The 17461-nt window shown below is 61.8% G+C and carries 17 protein-coding genes; 8 read left to right on the forward strand and 9 right to left on the reverse strand.

Annotated features, from left to right (window positions below):
* Window positions 1-261 precede the first annotated feature (261 nt).
* Complete coding sequence (locus AC1D1Z_RS00305; RefSeq protein ID WP_003556039.1) at window positions 262-519, reverse strand: BQ00720 family protein; 258 nt, start codon at window positions 517-519, stop codon at window positions 262-264.
* A gap of 47 nt (window positions 520-566) precedes the next feature.
* Complete coding sequence (locus AC1D1Z_RS00310; protein WP_003583826.1) at window positions 567-992, reverse strand: Hsp20 family protein; 426 nt, start codon at window positions 990-992, stop codon at window positions 567-569.
* Window positions 993-1270: 278 nt separating this feature from the next.
* Here AC1D1Z_RS00310 and AC1D1Z_RS00315 point away from each other — a divergent pair, with 278 nt between their 5' ends.
* Window positions 1271-2215, forward strand: a complete 945-nt coding sequence (locus tag AC1D1Z_RS00315; protein WP_131605491.1) for a nucleoside hydrolase — start codon at window positions 1271-1273, stop codon at window positions 2213-2215.
* 41 nt (window positions 2216-2256) lie between these two features.
* On the opposite strand, the gene grpE is transcribed toward AC1D1Z_RS00315, so the two are convergent.
* Both grpE and hrcA read right to left on the reverse strand, forming a co-directional pair.
* On the reverse strand, window positions 2257-2889 hold the full coding sequence (grpE, locus tag AC1D1Z_RS00320) for a nucleotide exchange factor GrpE (RefSeq protein WP_018244488.1): 633 nt from the start codon (window positions 2887-2889) through the stop codon (window positions 2257-2259).
* Window positions 2890-3000: 111 nt separating this feature from the next.
* On the reverse strand, window positions 3001-4089 hold the full coding sequence (hrcA, locus tag AC1D1Z_RS00325) for a heat-inducible transcriptional repressor HrcA (protein ID WP_018244487.1): 1089 nt from the start codon (window positions 4087-4089) through the stop codon (window positions 3001-3003).
* A gap of 128 nt (window positions 4090-4217) precedes the next feature.
* Between hrcA and rph the strand changes: the two genes are divergently transcribed.
* The 4 genes from rph to hemW are packed head-to-tail and all read left to right on the forward strand — an operon-like array spanning window position 4218 to window position 7216.
* Window positions 4218-4937, forward strand: coding sequence for a ribonuclease PH (gene rph, locus AC1D1Z_RS00330; protein WP_011650181.1), 720 nt, complete (start codon window positions 4218-4220; stop codon window positions 4935-4937).
* Window positions 4934-5359 carry a VOC family protein gene (locus AC1D1Z_RS00335; protein ID WP_131605490.1) on the forward strand — a complete coding sequence of 142 codons (426 nt, stop codon included), beginning with the start codon at window positions 4934-4936 and terminating at the stop codon, window positions 5357-5359. The genes rph and AC1D1Z_RS00335 overlap by 4 nt, the downstream gene beginning before the upstream one ends.
* Window positions 5360-6004, forward strand: coding sequence for an RdgB/HAM1 family non-canonical purine NTP pyrophosphatase (gene rdgB / locus AC1D1Z_RS00340; RefSeq protein WP_018447798.1), 645 nt, complete (start codon window positions 5360-5362; stop codon window positions 6002-6004).
* Between the two features lie 9 nt (window positions 6005-6013).
* A complete protein-coding gene (hemW, locus tag AC1D1Z_RS00345) occupies window positions 6014-7216 on the forward strand; it encodes a radical SAM family heme chaperone HemW (RefSeq protein ID WP_131605489.1) in 1203 nt (400 codons plus the stop codon).
* A 67-nt stretch (window positions 7217-7283) separates the two neighbouring features.
* On the opposite strand, the gene AC1D1Z_RS00350 is transcribed toward hemW, so the two are convergent.
* The 5 genes from AC1D1Z_RS00350 to mutM all read right to left on the reverse strand — a co-directional run bounded on the left by AC1D1Z_RS00350 (window position 7284) and on the right by mutM (window position 13099).
* Window positions 7284-8366, reverse strand: coding sequence for a saccharopine dehydrogenase family protein (locus AC1D1Z_RS00350; protein WP_131605488.1), 1083 nt, complete (start codon window positions 8364-8366; stop codon window positions 7284-7286).
* A 137-nt stretch (window positions 8367-8503) separates the two neighbouring features.
* Window positions 8504-10054, reverse strand: a complete 1551-nt coding sequence (gene dnaA / locus AC1D1Z_RS00355) for a chromosomal replication initiator protein DnaA (protein ID WP_018244482.1) — start codon at window positions 10052-10054, stop codon at window positions 8504-8506.
* An 855-nt stretch (window positions 10055-10909) separates the two neighbouring features.
* A complete protein-coding gene (rpsT, locus tag AC1D1Z_RS00360; protein WP_003556028.1) occupies window positions 10910-11188 on the reverse strand; it encodes a 30S ribosomal protein S20 in 279 nt (92 codons plus the stop codon).
* A 192-nt stretch (window positions 11189-11380) separates the two neighbouring features.
* Window positions 11381-12154 carry an enoyl-CoA hydratase gene (locus AC1D1Z_RS00365; RefSeq protein WP_017966711.1) on the reverse strand — a complete coding sequence of 258 codons (774 nt, stop codon included), beginning with the start codon at window positions 12152-12154 and terminating at the stop codon, window positions 11381-11383.
* A gap of 39 nt (window positions 12155-12193) precedes the next feature.
* A complete protein-coding gene (gene mutM, locus AC1D1Z_RS00370) occupies window positions 12194-13099 on the reverse strand; it encodes a bifunctional DNA-formamidopyrimidine glycosylase/DNA-(apurinic or apyrimidinic site) lyase (RefSeq protein WP_131605487.1) in 906 nt (301 codons plus the stop codon).
* A 149-nt stretch (window positions 13100-13248) separates the two neighbouring features.
* Between mutM and ubiE the strand changes: the two genes are divergently transcribed.
* From ubiE to AC1D1Z_RS00385, 3 genes are all read left to right on the forward strand, one after another.
* Window positions 13249-14025, forward strand: a complete 777-nt coding sequence (gene ubiE, locus AC1D1Z_RS00375) for a bifunctional demethylmenaquinone methyltransferase/2-methoxy-6-polyprenyl-1,4-benzoquinol methylase UbiE (protein WP_131605486.1) — start codon at window positions 13249-13251, stop codon at window positions 14023-14025.
* A gap of 62 nt (window positions 14026-14087) precedes the next feature.
* The gene (ubiB, locus tag AC1D1Z_RS00380; protein WP_130718732.1) at window positions 14088-15662 is read left to right on the forward strand and encodes a 2-polyprenylphenol 6-hydroxylase; all 1575 of its coding nucleotides are present in this window, start codon (window positions 14088-14090) and stop codon (window positions 15660-15662) included.
* A 202-nt stretch (window positions 15663-15864) separates the two neighbouring features.
* On the forward strand, window positions 15865-17451 hold the full coding sequence (locus AC1D1Z_RS00385) for an aromatic amino acid lyase (RefSeq protein ID WP_477849133.1): 1587 nt from the start codon (window positions 15865-15867) through the stop codon (window positions 17449-17451).
* The last annotated feature ends 10 nt before the right edge of the window (window positions 17452-17461 follow it).

Genomic DNA, 17461 nt, shown 5'->3' on the forward strand with positions numbered 1-17461 from the left:
CCGGAGCTTTTGTTTGAGTAACGTTCCGCGCGTCGACGACCGCAACCAGCACGACTCGTCGGCCGCCTCTGGCTCATAGTTGCCCTCGATAGGCCTGGTGACAGGTGCTACCGAATCCTGGAATTTTCAACGTCTTCGCACATAAGGCGTCGAAAGGAGGCTCCGCGCATAGGTCGCGACAAGCAGCCTCAACCGCAGCAAAATCGGATAAGCGGCCACGCACCGGACGAGCGCTGAAACGCGACGGACGCTATTTGACGGTCAGTGCAGGCTGACCGTCTTCAACTCGTCCTCGGCAGCTTTGAAGAAGGTGCTGGAGCGGTTGTCCGTCAAAAGGATCGGCGTGCCGTCGGCGCCGAAGAGTGCCCAGAGATCGACGGTCGGATCGATATCCGGCGCCTCGGGAAAGCACTTGGCGACCTCATCGGTCCGCATTTTTCTGATATAGGCGACCTCGCCGTTGCCGATATGGGCAAGCTCGGATTTGGTCAAGTGAGACGTGGCTTCTTTCATCAACATTCCTGTTCCTCCGGGAGAAGGGACCAACGGTTCGACAAACCGTTGTGCTACTGTGAGACCGAAATGTTAATTTTCTTGACCATTCTCGCAGGTTCCGGACGAATTAGATCGACGGAGAGCAGGCCGTTCTTCAGGCCGGCGCCGAGCACCTGCATGCCGTCGGCAAGAACGAAGGTGCGCTGGAACTGGCGGGCGGCGATGCCGCGATAGAGATAATCCCGCTCGCCCTGTTCGACCTGGCGGCCGCGGATCAGAAGCTGGTTCTCCTCAATGGAGACATCGAGTTCCTCCTCGCTGAAGCCGGCCACGGCAAGGGTGATGCGCAAACGTTCCGGCGCGCCGCTGTCGGCGCCGATGCGTTCGATATTATAGGGCGGATATCCGTCGCTCGCCTTGGAAATGCGCTCCAGCGTCTTTTCCATGGCATCGAAGCCCAGAAGCAGGGGGCTGGCGAAAGGGGTAATGCGGCTCATCTCTTTTCAAGTCCTTGACGCAAGCGACCATCCCGGACCTCAAACGCAGCATCCGGATGCCGCTAATATGGGGAGAAGAGCCCGGCGCTGCAAGGCGTGGGCGCGACGTGTCGGCGCGCCCTCTCAATTTTGAGGTGGTGGCGGCCCGGCTCTTTCCTTGACAAAGCCTCCGCTGCCTCGCATCAAAACGTGCCCGCGCGGAATGTGCTGATTTGTGACGGGAAGTGAAGAAATCGGTGCATGCCGATAACACGCAGTGCGAGGATGGAACGATCGGAATGGCAAGCGCAAGAAAGATCATCATCGACACGGATCCCGGCCAGGACGACGCGGCCGCCATCATGCTTGCCTTCGGCAGTCCCGATGAGCTGGAGGTTTTGGGGATCACCACGGTCGCCGGCAACGTGCCGCTTTCGTTCACCAGCCGCAATGCGCGCATCGTCTGCGAGCTCTGCGGCCGGACGGAGACCAAGGTTTTTGCCGGCGCCGATGCGCCGATCGCCCGCAAGCTGGTAACCGCCGAACATGTGCACGGCAAGACCGGCCTCGACGGTCCGGAACTCAGCGAGCCGACGATGGCGCTGCAGCCCGGCCATGCCGTCGACTTCATCATCGAGACGCTGCGCCGCGAGCCGGAGGGCACGGTAACGCTGTGCACGCTCGGGCCGCTCACCAATATCGGCATGGCCTTCCAGAAGGCGCCCGACATCGTCCCCCGCATCCGCGAGTTGGTGATGATGGGCGGCGGCTTCTTCGAGGGCGGCAACATCACGCCGGCGGCCGAATTCAACATCTATGTCGACCCCGAGGCCGCCGACATCGCCTTCCGCTCAGGCGTTCCGATCGTGATGATGCCGCTTGACGTGACGCATCAATTGCTGACCCGCAAGGACCGGGTGAAACGCATGGCCGAGATCGGCACGGCGCCGGCAAAGGCCATGGTCGAGATGCTGGAATTCTTTGAACGCTTCGACATCGAGAAATACGGTTCCGACGGCGGGCCGCTGCACGACCCGACCGTTGTCGCCTACCTGCTGAAGCCGGAGCTTTTCCAGGGCCGGGATTGCAATGTCGAGATCGAGGTCCAGTCCGAACTCACCGTCGGCATGACGGTCGTCGACTGGTGGCATGTGACCGAGCGCAAGCGCAATGCCAGGGTCATGCGCTATGTCGATGCGGACGGCTTCTTCGATCTGCTGATCGAACGCTTCGCCCGCATCTGATCCTTTGGTTTTCCTTCTGCACGAGGCAAAAGGAAGGGATATCAGGCGTCCTTCTCGTCGAAGACAGAGTTGGTTTCGGCTTCGGCCGGCTTCGGGCCGCCCTTGGCGACGCCGACCATGGCCGGGCGCAGCACGCGCTCGCCGATGGTGAAGCCTGCCTGCACGACCTGGACGACCGTGTTGTTCGGCACGTCCGGGTTCGGCACCTCGAACATCGCCTGATGGAAATTCGGATCGAACTTCTGGCCAACCGGCTCCAGCTTGCGGACGCCGTGGCGCTCGAGAGCCGACAGCATGGCGCGCTCGGTCATCTCGACACCCTCGATCAGCGTGCTCAGGCCGGCATCGGCCGCAGCCTTGGTCTCCGGAGAGATGGCATCAAGCGCGCGGCGCAGATTGTCCGAGACGGCGAGCATGTCGCGCGCGAAACCCGCGACGGAATAGGACTTGGCATCCTTCACCTCGCGTTCGGTGCGGCGGCGCAGATTGTCCATCTCGGCAGCAAGGCGCAGATAGCGGTCGCGCAGTTCGCCGTTTTCGGCTTTCAGAAGCTCGATCGGGTCCGGCTGGGCGGGCTCTTGCTGCGCAGTTTCGTTCTCGACGTAGGCGGCAGCGTCGGCTGCGGCATCGGCCGCAGTTGCGTCAGGTCCGTTTTTCGTCGTGTCATCGGTCATGACGGTCTCCGGTTGGTGTCTTCAGATGCGCCCGATATCGAGGTTTGACCGAAAAAAATCAAGTCTGCGTGACAAAGAAGCGAAAATTCCGCACACTTGATAGCTGCTGTGTCAAAGCTGATTGCGCGAAAGGCGGGAGACGAGTTGGGCTGTATAGTCCACCATTGGCACGATGCGGGAATAATTGAGCCGCGTCGGACCGATGACGCCGACGGCGCCGACGATGCGATCATCATCGTCACGATAAGGCGCGACAATGAGCGACGAGCCGGACAGCGAGAAGAGCTTGTTTTCCGAACCGATGAAGATGCGCACCCCCGAACCGCTTTCGGCGAGATTAAGGATCTCGATCAGGCTGTCCTTTTTCTCGAGATCGTCGAACAGCAGGCGCAGCCGGTCGAGATCCTCGGCGCCGGCCAGGCCTTCGAGCAGGTTGGCGCGGCCGCGGATGATCAGCTGAGCGGGCTTTCCCTCGTCCGGGCTGCCGGACCAGACAGCGATGCCCCGCTCGACGAGATCGCGCGACAGGGCATCGAGCTCGTGGCGGACGTCGTCCTTCAGCCGGCTTAATTGCTTGCGAAGCTCCGGCAGGGTCTGGCCGGACATGTGGGCATTGAGAAAATTCGCCGCCTCCGTCAGCTGCGAGGAGGTGACACCCGCCGGCAGCTCGATGATGCGGTTTTCCACCTGATCGTGATCGCCGACGAGCACGGCCAGCGCCTTTGTCGGTTCGAGCCGGATGAACTCGACATGTTTCAGCACCGGATCGCTTTTCGAGGTGATGACAAGGCCGGCGCCGCGCGAAATGCCCGATAGCATGCGGCTTGCCTCGTTCATCATCGATTCCACGGGGTTGCCGCCGCTTTCGGCCCGCACCTGCCGGTCGATGTTGGCGCGCTCCTCGGCGGAGAGGTCGCCGACCTGCATGAAGGCATCGACGAAGAAGCGCAGGCCGATTTGGGTCGGCAGCCGGCCGGCGCTGACATGCGGCGAATAGATCAGGCCGAGCTCTTCGAGATCGCTCATGACGTTGCGCACCGAGGCCGGCGACAGCGACATCGGCAGCAGCCGGGACAGGTTGCGCGAACCGAGCGGCTCGCCGCTTTCCAGATAACCTTCGACGATGCGACGAAAAATTTCCCTGGAGCGCTCGTCCAGCGCAGCTACGGCATCCGAAACCGACGTCGACCTGATGCCCATGAAGCTTTCGAACCCGCGCTGATGATACTTCCCGAAAAGTAAGTCAAACTCGCACCCGTGGCAAAAGGGAATTTGCAAATGAGCGCCGCCAATCGTAGAAGCGGTCAAATAAACTCCAGGAGATAAGAATGCGGCCTTCAGGCAGAAAAATCGACCAGATGCGCAAGGTCTCGTTCGAGCGCAATTTTTCCAAGCACGCGGAAGGCTCCTGCCTGGTGAAGTTCGGCGATACGCATGTGCTCTGCACGGCGAGCCTCGAAGAAAAGACGCCGCCATGGCTGCGCAATACCGGCAAGGGCTGGGTCACGGCCGAATACGGCATGCTRCCGCGGGCGACCGGCGAACGCATGAAGCGCGAGGCCGCCGCTGGCAAGCAGGGCGGCCGCACCCAGGAAATCCAACGGCTGATCGGCCGGTCGTTGCGTGCCGTCGTCGACCTGCAGGCGCTCGGCGAACGGCAGATCACGCTCGATTGCGACGTCATCCAAGCCGATGGCGGCACGCGGACCGCTTCGATCACCGGCGGCTGGATCGCGCTTTACGACTGCCTGAAATGGATGGAAAGCCGTAACATGATCAAGGTCGACCGGGTCCTGAAGGATCATGTCGCCGCCATCTCCTGCGGCATCTTCGCCAGCCAGCCGGTGATCGATCTCGATTACCTCGAGGACTCCTCGGCCGAGACCGATGCGAACTTCGTCATGACGGGAACCGGCGGGATCGTCGAGATCCAGGGCACGGCCGAAGGCACGCCGTTCAGCGAAGGCGAATTCACCTCGCTGATGCAGCTTGCCAGAAACGGCATCGGCGAACTCGTGGCGCTGCAGAAGCAAGCCGTCGAAGGATGAACCCCATGCTGGAAGGCATGTTGGAAACGGCGCTCTATGCGCGGGATCTCGACCAGGCCGAGACGTTCTACGAAGACGTTCTCGGACTTGAAAAGATCGCCCGCGCCGCCAATCGGCATGTCTTCTTCCGCTGCGGGCCAGGCGTTCTCTTGATCTTCAATCCCGAGCAAACGGTGAAGCCGCCGGCGCCTGAAGCACTGCAGGTGCCGCCGCATGGCACGACCGGCCAGGGCCATGCCTGTTTCCGGGTGTCCGGCCGCAATATCGATGCCATGGCCGAACGGCTGACGGCGGCGGGCATCGCGATCGAATCCGAGGTGCGCTGGCCGAACGGCGGCCGCTCGATCTATTTCCGCGATCCGGCCGGCAACAGCCTGGAATGCGCGGAGGCTAAAATCTGGGGCATCGAACAGGATATCTGAATGCGCAAGCTTGAAACGAAGACCATCGTCGTCGCCAGCCACAATGCCGGCAAGATCCGCGAGATCCAGGAATTGATCGGGCCGCTCGGCTTCACCGCCAAATCGGCCGCCGAGCTGAACTTCGTCGAACCGGATGAGACCGGCACGAGCTTCGAGGAGAATGCGACGATCAAGGCGGTCGCCTCGGCCAATGCCGCCGGCATGCCGGCGCTTTCGGACGATTCCGGGCTGGTGGTCGACGCACTCGGCGGCGATCCTGGTGTCTACACCGCCAATTGGGCGGAGAAGGCCGACGGCACGCGCGATTTCGACATGGCGATGGCCAAGGTGGAAAAGGCGCTGCAGGATGCGGGCGCGACAAAGTCCGAACAGCGCACGGCGCGTTTCATCAGCGTGCTCTGCCTCGCCTGGCCGGATGGGCACACGGAGCTGTTCCGCGGCGAGGTGGAAGGCAGCGTCGTCTGGCCGCCGCGCGGCACCCAGGGCTTCGGCTACGATCCGGTGTTCCAGCCTGAGGGCTACGGCATCACCTTCGGCGAAATGAGCGGCGAAGAAAAACACGGCTGGAATGTCGGCAAGCCGCAAGCGCTGTCGCACCGGGCCCGCGCCTTCAAACTCTTTGTCGAAACCTGCCTGGAGGCATAAGGTCGGTCCGTGGTCAATCTCGACACGCCAAGCATCTCGCGCGACGCGGCCCTGCTGCCCGATACCGGCGAGCCGGGCTTCGGCGTCTATGTGCATTGGCCCTTCTGCGCGGCGAAGTGTCCCTATTGCGACTTCAACAGCCATGTGCGCCACCAGCCGGTGGATCAGGAGCGCTTTACATCAGCCTTCCTGACGGAGATGGCGACGGTCCGATCCATGAGCGGGCCGAAGACGGTGACGAGCATCTTCCTCGGCGGCGGCACCCCCTCGCTGATGAAGCCGGAAACGGTTTCCGCCATTCTCGACGGCATTGCGCGGCACTGGCATGTGCCTGCCGGTATCGAGATCACCATGGAGGCCAACCCTTCGAGCGTTGAGGCCGAACGCTTCCGCGGCTATCGGGCGGCCGGCGTCAATCGCGTCTCGCTCGGCGTACAGGCGCTGAATGACCGGGATCTGAAATTCCTCGGCCGGCTGCATGATGTCGCCGACGCGCTGAAGGCGATAAGGCTGGCGCGCGACATTTTTCCGCGCATGTCCTTCGACCTCATCTATGCCCGGCCCGACCAGACGGTCGAGGAATGGGAAAAGGAACTGCAGGAGGCGATCTCCTACGCGGTCGACCACCTTTCGCTCTATCAGCTGACCATCGAGGAAGGCACGCCCTTCTACGGCCTGCATAAGGCCGGCAAGCTGATCGTGCCGGACGGCGAGCAATCGGCATTGCTCTACGAGGCGACGCAGGAGATCACCGCGCGCGAGGGCATGCCGGCCTATGAGGTTTCCAATCATGCCCGGCCGGGGGCTGAAAGCCGGCATAACCTGACCTACTGGCGCTACGGCGATTATGCCGGCATCGGTCCAGGCGCCCATGGCCGGTTGACGCGTGGCCCGGAGAAGCTCGCGACGGCGACCGAGCGCAAGCCGGAAACCTGGCTCGACATGGTCGAGCGTGACGGGCACGGCATTCTCGACGAGGAGCGGCTCGGCTTCGAGGAACAGTCCGACGAGCTGCTGCTGATGGGGCTGCGGCTCAGGGAAGGCGTCGATCTTGCCCGCTGGCAGCAGCTTTCGGGCCGCGACCTCGATCCGAAACGCGAGGAATTCCTGCTCGAACACAAATTCATCGAGCGGATCGGCAATTCACGCCTGCGCTGCACGCCGTCCGGCATGCTGATCCTCGATTCCGTCGTCGCCGATCTCGCCTGCTGACGTCAATACGACGAGCGGAATTGCAGCGCGGCGGCATCGATGTTGTCGCCGCGCCGAAAAGTGTGTCTCAGCGGTGGCTGGTCGCACCCGCCTTGAAGAGGCTGCCAGTTGGCGTTTTCAGGAACATCTCCAGCGGAATATGCTCCTGGTGCAGGAAGCCGGTTGCCGGCAGCAGGCCGTCGCGGACCATCTCGATGACGGCGACGACGGAGGCTGACGTCGTCCAGGCGATCGCCGTGCGGCGCGCGCCGGCAATCTCGATCGGGTAATAGGCGCGCACGAACTCCTTGCGGCGCAGGCTGCCATTCTCGCTGCCTTCGGCAGCGACATGGACATAGACGACATCGTCTTCAACAGGCGGCTTGGCATTGGTCAGGATCTCGCCGGCGAGCTTGCGCTTGTCGCGCATCAATAGCTCATGGAAGAAGAAGTTCATCAGCTCCATATGGCCGGGATAACGCATGGTCTTGTAATCGAGATTGTCGATCTTGCCGAGCATCGTATCGCACATGGTGCCAAGGCCACCCGACGTCGTAAAGGCTTCGAGCTTGACGCCGCCGACATAGACGGTCTCGTGCCATTCCATCGGCGAGACGAGCTTGCGCACACCGCCCTCGATGACCTCGCAGTCGTTCAGATATTCGTTGACGACGCCCTCGGGCGACCAGTTGAAGGCGTAGCCGAGCAGTCCGGTCGGATGCTGCGGCAGGGCGCCGACGCGCATGCGGATCGAACGGCAGCGATCGAAGCCGTCGGCCAGGCTTGCGCCGACGATGCCGACAAAACCCGGCGCCAGGCCGCATTGCGGCGCCATCAGGCCGCGGGCGGTCTTCGACAGCTCGATGATGAAATTGGTTGTGGGAACGTCTTCGGTCAGATCGAAATAGTGGATGCCGGCAAGATGGGCGGCGCGCGCCAGCTCGATGTTCAAATGATAGGGCAGGCAGGAGAGCACAGCCTCGACATTCGAGAGCAGTTCGCCGATCACTTGGGGATCGGAGATGTCGCCGGTGCGGCACTTTAAGGGGACGTCGCTCAGCGGCAATTGCGCGTCGACGCCGATGACCTCGAAGCCGCCTTCATGCAAAAGCGTCGCCGCCAGCCGTCCGACCTTGCCCAAGCCGAGAACGGCGATCTTTTCAAAACTCATTCATTCCTCCCACGCGCCGTTTTGGCGCTTCAGTCTTTGACATGCACGTAATGCGCGGGAGGTATAGAATAAAAAACTTATAAAGGAAAACGGCCGGAATCGCTTCCAGCCGTTGAATCCTTAAGAAAACCCGTCGATTATTCGTTGATCAAGCGCTTCAGAAGCTCGACTTCGTGCGAAAGTTTGGTGTCTCCCGAAATCAGCTCCTCGATCTTGCGCACGGCATGCAGCACGGTCGTGTGATCGCGCCCGCCGAAACGGCGGCCGATCTCCGGGAAGGAGCGCGGCGTCAGTGTCTTCGACAGATACATGGCGATCTGGCGCGGCTTGACGATGACGCGAGTGCGGCGGTTTGAGACCAGTTCCTGACGCGAGACGTTGTAGTGTCTTGCGACGATGCGCTGGATATCCTCGATGCGCACACGGCGAGGCTCGCCGGAGCCGACCAGATGGGCGAGCAGTTCGTCCACGCGTTCGATCGACAGGTTCGGCTCGAAGGAGCGGCGGAAGACCAGCTGGTTGAAGGCGCCTTCAAGTTCGCGGCCGCTGGCCGTGACGTTGCGAGCGACGTGCTGGAGCAGCTCGGCGGGAATTTCGAGCGACGGATCTTCGAGCCGGGCTACAGCAAGGCGACGCTTGAGGATTTCGAGACGCATCTCGTAATCCGGCGCGTCGAGTTCGATCGCGACACCGCCCTGCAGGCGCGAGCGAACGCGGGGATCGAGCGACTCCAGCTCCCAAGGCGCACGGTCGGCGGCAACGACGACCTGCTTGGCGCTGTCGAGCAGCATGTTCAGGAGGTGGCAGAATTCATGCTGGATCATCTTGCCCTGCAGGAACTGCATGTCGTCGATAATCAGGAGATCGATGTTGCGCAGCGAATCCTTCAGCGTCAGCGCATCATTGTCGCGGATCGCGGTGGCGAAGCGCCACATGAAATATTCGGCCGTCAGATAGACGACGCGCAGCGCCCGCGGGTTCTGCACCGCCGCATTGGCGACCGCCTGCAGCAGGTGGGTCTTGCCGAGGCCGACGGTCGAATGGATGAAGAGCGGGTTGAAGCGCACGGCGCCCTGACCGGCTTCCGCGATCGTCTTTGCCGCCGCAAGCGCGACCCGGTTCGAGCTGCCTTCGACGAAGGTGTCGAAGGTAAAGCGGCTATCGAGCGGCGAACCGAAGAGCGGCGAGCCAAAGCTTGCAGGCCTTGCGGCGGCAACAGCCGACACCGCCTGCTGGACGGCCTGACCGGCCGGCTGGGCGCTTGTCGGGCGGCGCATCTGCGTGGGGGCGGCTGGTTCCGGCACCGCCGCTTCGTCGAGTGGCTTCATGCCATGGCGCGTCGCCGTACGCACCAGGACTTCGATTTTCAGAATTTCCGGATCTTCGGCCTGGAACAGACCGGTGATGAGATCGAGATAACGATTGTTGATCCACGACTTCAGGAAGGTCGTGGGGACCGAAAGGCGAACGACGCTCTTCGATACCGAATGCAGCTTCAGCCGGGCGAACCAGCTGGCGTAAACATCCTGACCGACCTGAGCCTTCAAGCGCGCACTGACGCGCTCAAACAATACGTTCTGCTTCATATCCGCCTTTACTTCCGCCGCCTCCAGGCGAATTGAGCCGAACGCCTGCGGTGCCGCATCCGCATTGTCGAGCCCGCTCGTCGTCATCGTATTCATCTGCATAATGCCGCCTTTCAATTCCACCGGGCGGCATCCGCTAAAACGGCCGCCCGATCATTCCCCGCTTTGGCGGGCTGACGGATCCTCATGAGCCGCTCGCCTGCCGGTTCACTCAAACACTGCCCCCGAAGGAACCGGCGCAGAACTCCGTTGCAGGTGCCGCGCTCATGCGGCAACCTTCATCGGCTTTCCGTGCCAAGCTGACGGTCGAACCTCGTTTTCGGCCGACCAGCCCGAACGCAATATTACTTTACCTTCTCCGATGGCCTCGCCTTAAACGTGTGGCCACTGAAGGCACAAAACATCCCCGCTCCGTAACAGCCACGTTACGGCTCAAATCCGTCGAGTGCTTGAAAAAACGGAAGCGCAATGCTCCGTAACAAACGGCACAAACTTATCGCCCTGCCGACGTGGCAGTTAAGACCGAGCCTCTGCAGGTGATGTCCGCGCCCTTTGTTGAAAGCCATTTAGGCAGGATCAAAAGGCAATATCAACGATGAATTTTACGCAAAATTAAGAAGCGGGCATTGACTCCGCCTGCCCTTTTCGGGCGTCACACCAGCGTCAAAAAAGAATCGCAGTTGAATCAAAGAGATTCCCCGTTCGGGCTATTTTGACACGCATTGAAAGAAAAAAAAATAAAATCCTCTTGACTCGCCTGTGGTCCCGAAAGCGTGGGGCAGAGTCGCGCGGCGTCAAAGCATCCTTGCGCAAGCCATTGTTTTTAAACAATTTTTCCTGTCATGGCGCTGACACGAAACAGTCGTCAGATTAACCATGCAGGGGCTGATCGGTGGAATCGAAAAAGCCCGGTAAAATTACCGGGCTAATCATAAAGAAGAAGACCTTAATGGAAGATTACGCGGTCGTGGTGACCGAAAGAGCCTTCACACGAGCGGCCAGACGCGAGACCTTGCGCGATGCCGTGTTGGCATGCAGCACGCCCTTGCTGGCGGCGCGGGCAAGCTCGGGCTGAGCAGCCAGGAAAGCTTCCTTCGCCTTGGCGGCGTCACCGGATGCGATGGCCTCTTCGACCTGGCGAACGAAAGTACGAACGCGCGAGCGACGAGCCTTATTGACGTCGGTACGGCGGGCGATCTTGCGGGTCGCTTTTTTCGCCGAAGTTGTATTGGCCATGGATGCCTCTCTCAAGAATTCGAACAAACTCCGCCATTACCGCGGGCCTTGCGGCCACAAAATCCAGCAATGCGGGAGCAATCGCGGAAAACCAAACCGGCTTTCCGAACCGTGGGCGGGCATATAACTCTAAAGCCGGCCCACGTCAACGCGGATTTTCAAGCTTTACCACCGGCAAGCGCCTAAAAGCATTCAACGGTGCGTAAAAGCCGGTTTGCGCTTCTCGACGAAGGCCGCCATGCCTTCTTTCTGATCGTCCGTGGCAAAGAGGCTGTGAAACAGGCGGCGCTCGAAACGCAAGCCCTCCTCCAGCGTCGTCTCGAATGCGCGGTTGACAGCCTCCTTGGCCATCATCACCGAGGGACGCGAAAGCGAAGCGATCTTTTCGGCCGCGGCAAAAGCCTCGTCGAGCAGACGTTCGGGTGCCACCACACGCGAAACGAGTCCCGAACGTTCCGCCTCGGCCGCATCCATCATGCGGCCGGTCAGGATGAGATCCATCGCCTTCGCCTTGCCGACGGCGCGCGTCAGCCGCTGCGAGCCGCCCATGCCGGGAATGACGCCCAGTGTGATTTCAGGCTGGCCGAACTTCGCCGTCTCCGAGGCGATGATGAAATCGCACATCATGGCGAGCTCGCAGCCGCCGCCGAGCGCAAAACCGCTGACGGCAGCGATCACCGGCTTGCGTGCCTTGGCGACCTCATCCCAGCCGCTGATGAAATCACTCTTATAGATATCGGCGAACTCAAGCGGCTGCATCTCCTTGATATCGGCGCCGGCGGCAAAGGCACGCTCGGAACCGGTCAACACGATCGCTCCAACCGTCTCGTCGGCGTGGAAGGCGGCATAGGCCTCTTTCAGTTCCTTCAGGACGGTGGAGTTCAGCGCGTTCAGCGCCTGCGGGCGGTTCAGCGTGACGAGGCCAACATTGCCTCGGGTTTCGACGATCAGGGTCTCATAGGCCATGCTGTTCTCCCGGTTTCTCACTCTTAGCTTCTGGCAGGCTTACTTCTGGCAGGTGGCGCAATAGAAGGTGGAGCGACCCGCCTGGACGATGCGGGCGACCGTACCGCCGCAGCCGGGCGTGCGGCAAGCCTGACTTTCGCGATCATAGACGGAGAAGGAATGCTGGAAATAGCCGAGCGATCCGTCGGTCTGGATATGGTCACGCAGCGACGATCCGCCGGCGGCGATCGCGTCGGCGATGACGTCGCGGATCGAGGCGACGAGCAGGTCGAGCTGCGCCTTCGGCCGGCCCCCTGCCGTCACCAGCGTGCCGGCGGCGCGGATCGGCGAAAGATGCGCGCGCCACAGCGCCTCGCAGACATATATATTGCCGAGACCGGCAATGTTCTTCTGGTCAAGCAGCGCGCTTTTCAGCGGCTGCGCCTTGTCGCGGAAGCGTTCGGCCAGATAGCCGGCGCCAAGCTCGTTTCCTGTCGGCTCCGGGCCGAGATCGCGGAAGAAGGGATGGGCGGCGAGATCGGCACGCCCCACCATATCCATGAAGCCGAAACGGCGCGGATCGTTGTAGACGACCCGGCGCGGGCCGCTTGCGCCCTCCAGATGGAAGACGACGTGATCGTGTTTCTCGTCCTTCGACCGGGCATGGTGGAATTCGCCCGGCGCGGCGGAGGCAGCAGCCTCCTCGATGCGGCCCTCCTCGATCCGGAAGGAACCGGACATGCCGAGGTGGGAGATCAGCGTGTTGCCGTCGTCGAGATCGACCAGCAGATATTTAGCGCGGCGGCCAAGGCTGACGATGGTGCGGCCCGAAACCCTGTCCGCGAAAGCGTCGGGAAAGGGGAAGCGCAAATCGCCGCGCCGCAGCTCCAGCTTGGTGATGCGGGTGCCCTCCATCGCCGGCGTCAGGCCGCGTTTCACCGTTTCGACTTCTGGCAATTCCGGCATCTTAACCCATCTATATCTAACGTGTTTCAACCGACGACGATGTGCGCTATAGCGCCAGTGTGCCGTGGAGAACGCGGCCCATAGATAACGTCGCGCGCGGTCTTTCGCTATGGCCGCCGCGCCCGAATCTTCAGGAACGGAGCAGTCTGATGTCAGAAAGCCGCACTTCCGCCGATGGCGGCATGGAGACCTCCTACGGCTTCCGCGAGGTGCCTAATGGCGAGAAGCAAAGCATGGTCAACCAGGTGTTCCACAAGGTTGCCAAGCGCTACGACATCATGAATGACGTCATGTCGATGGGCATGCACCGCGCCTGGAAGGATGCGATGATCTCGGCGCTGAACCCGCGCAAGGAGCCGGGCTACAAGGTGCTCGACGTCGCCGGCGGCACGGGTGATATCGCCTTCCGCATCGTCGAGGCCTCGGGCAGACAGGCGCATGCCACGGTGCTCGATATCAACGGCTCGATGCTTGGTGTCGGGGCCGAGCGGGCGGAAAAGAAGAAGCTTTCCGGCAATCTCACCTTCGTCGAGGCGAATGCCGAGGAACTGCCGTTCGAGGCAGGCAGCTTCGATGCCTATACGATCGCCTTCGGCATCCGCAACGTGCCGAGGATCGACGTAGCGCTGTCGGAGGGCTATCGCGTGTTGAAGCGCGGCGGACGGCTGCTGGTGCTGGAATTTTCCGAAGTCGATATGCCGCTTCTCGACAAGATCTACGACGCCTGGTCGTTCAATGCCATTCCGCAATTCGGCAAGGCGATTACCGGCGATGCCGAACCCTACCAATATCTGGTGGAATCGATCCGAAAATTCCCGAACCAGGAGAATTTCGCGGCAATGATCCGCCAGGCCGGCTTTTCGCGCGTCACCTACACCAATTATACCGGCGGCATCGCCGCACTCCATTCCGGCTGGAAGCTCTGACGCATGACGCCGAAAAATGTAGAGCGGTTTTCGAATAGCGTCGCGCGAGAATCAAACAGAAGATGAGTACTTTCGGCGCATATTTCCGCCTTTGGCGCGTCGGCTGGGTGCTCGTGCGTGAGGGTGTCGTCTCAGCTCTTCCTTCCGAAGGGCTGCCGCCTCCGGTCGCACTCGCCAAATCCTTCGTCACGATTTTCGAACGAAGCAAGGCGCGRCATCAGAAGCGCAGCGACCGGTTGGCGCAAGCTGTCGAGCGGCTCGGTCCCTCCTATGTGAAGATCGGGCAGTTCCTGGCGACGCGGCCGGATGTCGTCGGCGTCGAATTCGCCAATGACCTGTCGCAGCTTCAAGACCGGATGGCCTTCTTTCCCTCAGCTGCGGCCAAGGCCAATATCGAAGGCTCGCTCGGACGGCCGATGGGCGAGCTCTATGCGAGCTTCGGCGATCCGATCGCCGCCGCCTCGATCGCGCAGGTGCATCCGGCCGAGGTCGATAGCGCCGAGGGCCGGAAGAAGGTTGCCGTCAAGATCGTGCGGCCCGGCGTGCGCCAGCGCTTTGCCCATGACATCGAGGCTATGTATCTCGTTGCCCATATGCAGGAGCGTTTCCTGGCGTCCAGCCGGCGGCTGCGGCCGGTCGAGGTGACGAAGACGCTGGAGCAGACGACGAAGGTGGAGATGGATCTTCGCCTGGAGGCGGCAGCCCTTTCCGAGATCGCCGAGAATACCGAAAAGGATCCCGGCTTCCGCGTGCCGAAGGTCGACTGGGAGCGCACCGGGCGCGACGTCATCACCATGGAGTGGATCGACGGCACAAGGATGTCCGACGTCGAGGGTCTGCGTGCGGCGGGCCACGATCTCAACCTGCTTGCCGATACGCTGATCCAGTCGTTCCTGCGCCACACGCTGCGCGACGGCTTCTTCCATGCCGACATGCATCCGGGCAATCTCTTCGTCGACGCTGACGGCATGATCGTCGCCGTCGACATGGGCATCGTCGGGCGGCTGGGCAAGAAGGAGCGGCGGTTCCTCGCCGAAATCCTCTATGGCTTCATCACCCGCGACTATATCCGCGTCGCCGAGGTGCATTTCGAGGCCGGCTATGTGCCCGGCCACCACAATGTCGAAAGCTTCGCCCAGGCGATCCGGGCGATCGGCGAGCCGATCCATGGACAGCCGGCCGAGACGATATCGATGGGCAAGCTGCTGACGCTGCTGTTCGAAGTGACCGAACTCTTCGACATGGCGACACGGCCGGAGCTGGTGATGCTACAGAAGACCATGGTCGTGGTCGAAGGCGTATCGCGCATGCTCAATCCGCGCTTCAACATGTGGAAGGCCTCCGAGCCTGTCGTCGGCGACTGGATCCGCACCAATCTCGGGCCGAAGCGGATCGCCACCGATCTTAAGGACGGGCTGAAGGCGGCGGTAAAGCTCGCCGAAGCCGTGCCCGAAATCGCAGCGAAGACCGAAAAATTCCACCATCAGCTCCTGCATATGAGCGAGCACGGGTTGCGCTTCGATGCTGAGACGGCGGAGGCGATCGGCAAGGCCGAAGCGCGGCACAACCGCTCGGCCAGGATCGCGCTTTGGATCATTGCATTGACGCTTGTCTATATTGCCTGGATGCTGAGCTGACCGCCTGCCAAAAACATGCTGTGTTCGGCATTTGGGATATCCCATGTGACAGAGGGCTCGCTTMGTCTCACGTTCCGAGCATGATGCCGAAAAGTGTGAGCGGTTTTCGGGCGACATCATGCTCTGACTCTTTAGTTTAGAACAGGATTCAGATTTTCGGCCGATCCGGCCTAAAATCATCCTGTTCTGGGGAGATAGGCACATGAAGCACGAACGCCTTGGCATCGAACTTTCCGGACAACCGCTCGGTTTTGCCGAGATGGTGACGATTGGTGCGGGCAAGGCTAAGATTTCGGCTTCGGCGACAGGCATGGCCCGCATCGCGATCGCCCGCGAGGTCGTCGAGGATGCGATTGCCTCCGGCATGCCCGTCTACGGCTCGACGACAGGCGTCGGCGCCATGAAAGATGTGGAGTGGTCGGCCGACGAACTCGACACCTTCAATCTCGGCCTGGTGCGCGCCCATCATTTCGGCACCGGCACACCCTTTTCCTGCAATATCGTCCGCAATGCCATGGCGATCCGTATCAACACGGCGCTGACCGGCCAGGTCGGCTGCACGCCGGAGCTGATCCAGGCCTATATCAGGATGCTCGAGGCCGATCTCATCCCGGTCGTGCGCCGCACCGGCTCGATCGGCTGTGCGGATATCGGCCTGATGGGACAGATCGGAGCGGTGCTGACCGGCGTCGGCGAAGCGATCTATCGCGGCAACCGGATGCAGGCGGCCGAGGCTTTCCAGGCGGCCGGGCTGGAACCGATGCGGATGGCGCCGCGCGACAGCCTCGCCTCGCTCAGCATCAATGCGGTAAGCTTTGCCTCGGCGGCGGAAACGACGCGCAACGCCGCGGCCTCGATCCGCGTCCTGCTGGCAACGGCGATGATGGCGGCCGGTGCGCTCGGTGCTTCCCGCGATCCCTGGAAGGCGGTCCGGCATGTCGGAACTGCGCGCGAAGCGCTGATCGGTGCCTGGCTCTGCAATGCCTCCGACGAATGGAACTGGCCCGTCGCAACGCATGTGCAGGATCCGCTGAGCCTGCGCATGATCGCCCAGGTGTTCGGCGCGGTGATCGAAAACCTTTTATCGACCGGCCATAAGATCCTTGCCGCCACCGGGCGTTCGGACGACAATCCCGTCGTGGTTGAAGGCCGGGTGATGACGTCGGGCGGCTCTCTTCCGCTCGATGTGACGATCCTGCTCGAATCGGCCGCGCTTTGCATGGCGCATGCGGCGCGCAACGCCTTCAACCGCTGCGTCATTCTCGGCAACGGCCAGCGGCGCGACCTGCCGGTCAATCTCGTGCCGCCGGGGCGGATTGCCACCGGTTTCGGGCCGATCATCAAACTTGCCGGCGAGATTTTCTCGCGCGTGCTGTCAATGTCCAATCCTGTTTCTGCGCAGTCGTTGGTCGTCGCAGCCGGGCTGGAGGACGAGGCGGCCTTCCTGCCGCTCRTCATCGAGCGCTTCGACCGGCAGATGCGAGCGCTGAAGCGCCTCGCAGCCCTCGAGGCGCTGCTCTCGGCCCAGGCGATCGACATTCTCGGCGATGAACCGAAGGGTGTTGCAGCCATGCTCTACGCGGTCGTGCGCAAACATGCGGATTTCTATACGGTCGACCGGCCGCTTTCGGCTGAGGTGGAGGCGATCGAGGAGGAACTTGGTTCGGACGATTTCGTCACGAAGCTGACTGAGCAGGTTCCGATCGCCTCCTTCGACGATTTCTTCGCCCTCGGCTCGCTGGAGCACATCGAGGAACGGCTAACCCATGACGAGCCGGCAGCAGTCTGATTTCCGGTCT

This window comes from Rhizobium sp. P1_E1 (assembly GCF_056406015.1).

Coding starts and splice junctions, on each gene's coding strand:
- AC1D1Z_RS00305 (WP_003556039.1), bottom strand. CDS start 519: ATGTTGATGAAAGAAGCCACGTCTCACTTGACCAAATCCGAGCTTGCC.
- AC1D1Z_RS00310 (WP_003583826.1), bottom strand. CDS start 992: ATGAGCCGCATTACCCCTTTCGCCAGCCCCCTGCTTCTGGGCTTCGAT.
- AC1D1Z_RS00315 (WP_131605491.1), top strand. CDS start 1,271: ATGGCAAGCGCAAGAAAGATCATCATCGACACGGATCCCGGCCAGGAC.
- grpE (WP_018244488.1), bottom strand. CDS start 2,889: ATGACCGATGACACGACGAAAAACGGACCTGACGCAACTGCGGCCGAT.
- hrcA (WP_018244487.1), bottom strand. CDS start 4,089: ATGGGCATCAGGTCGACGTCGGTTTCGGATGCCGTAGCTGCGCTGGAC.
- AC1D1Z_RS00335 (WP_131605490.1), top strand. CDS start 4,934: ATGAACCCCATGCTGGAAGGCATGTTGGAAACGGCGCTCTATGCGCGG.
- rdgB (WP_018447798.1), top strand. CDS start 5,360: ATGCGCAAGCTTGAAACGAAGACCATCGTCGTCGCCAGCCACAATGCC.
- AC1D1Z_RS00350 (WP_131605488.1), bottom strand. CDS start 8,366: ATGAGTTTTGAAAAGATCGCCGTTCTCGGCTTGGGCAAGGTCGGACGG.
- dnaA (WP_018244482.1), bottom strand. CDS start 10,054: ATGCAGATGAATACGATGACGACGAGCGGGCTCGACAATGCGGATGCG.
- rpsT (WP_003556028.1), bottom strand. CDS start 11,188: ATGGCCAATACAACTTCGGCGAAAAAAGCGACCCGCAAGATCGCCCGC.
- AC1D1Z_RS00365 (WP_017966711.1), bottom strand. CDS start 12,154: ATGGCCTATGAGACCCTGATCGTCGAAACCCGAGGCAATGTTGGCCTC.
- mutM (WP_131605487.1), bottom strand. CDS start 13,099: ATGCCGGAATTGCCAGAAGTCGAAACGGTGAAACGCGGCCTGACGCCG.
- ubiE (WP_131605486.1), top strand. CDS start 13,249: ATGTCAGAAAGCCGCACTTCCGCCGATGGCGGCATGGAGACCTCCTAC.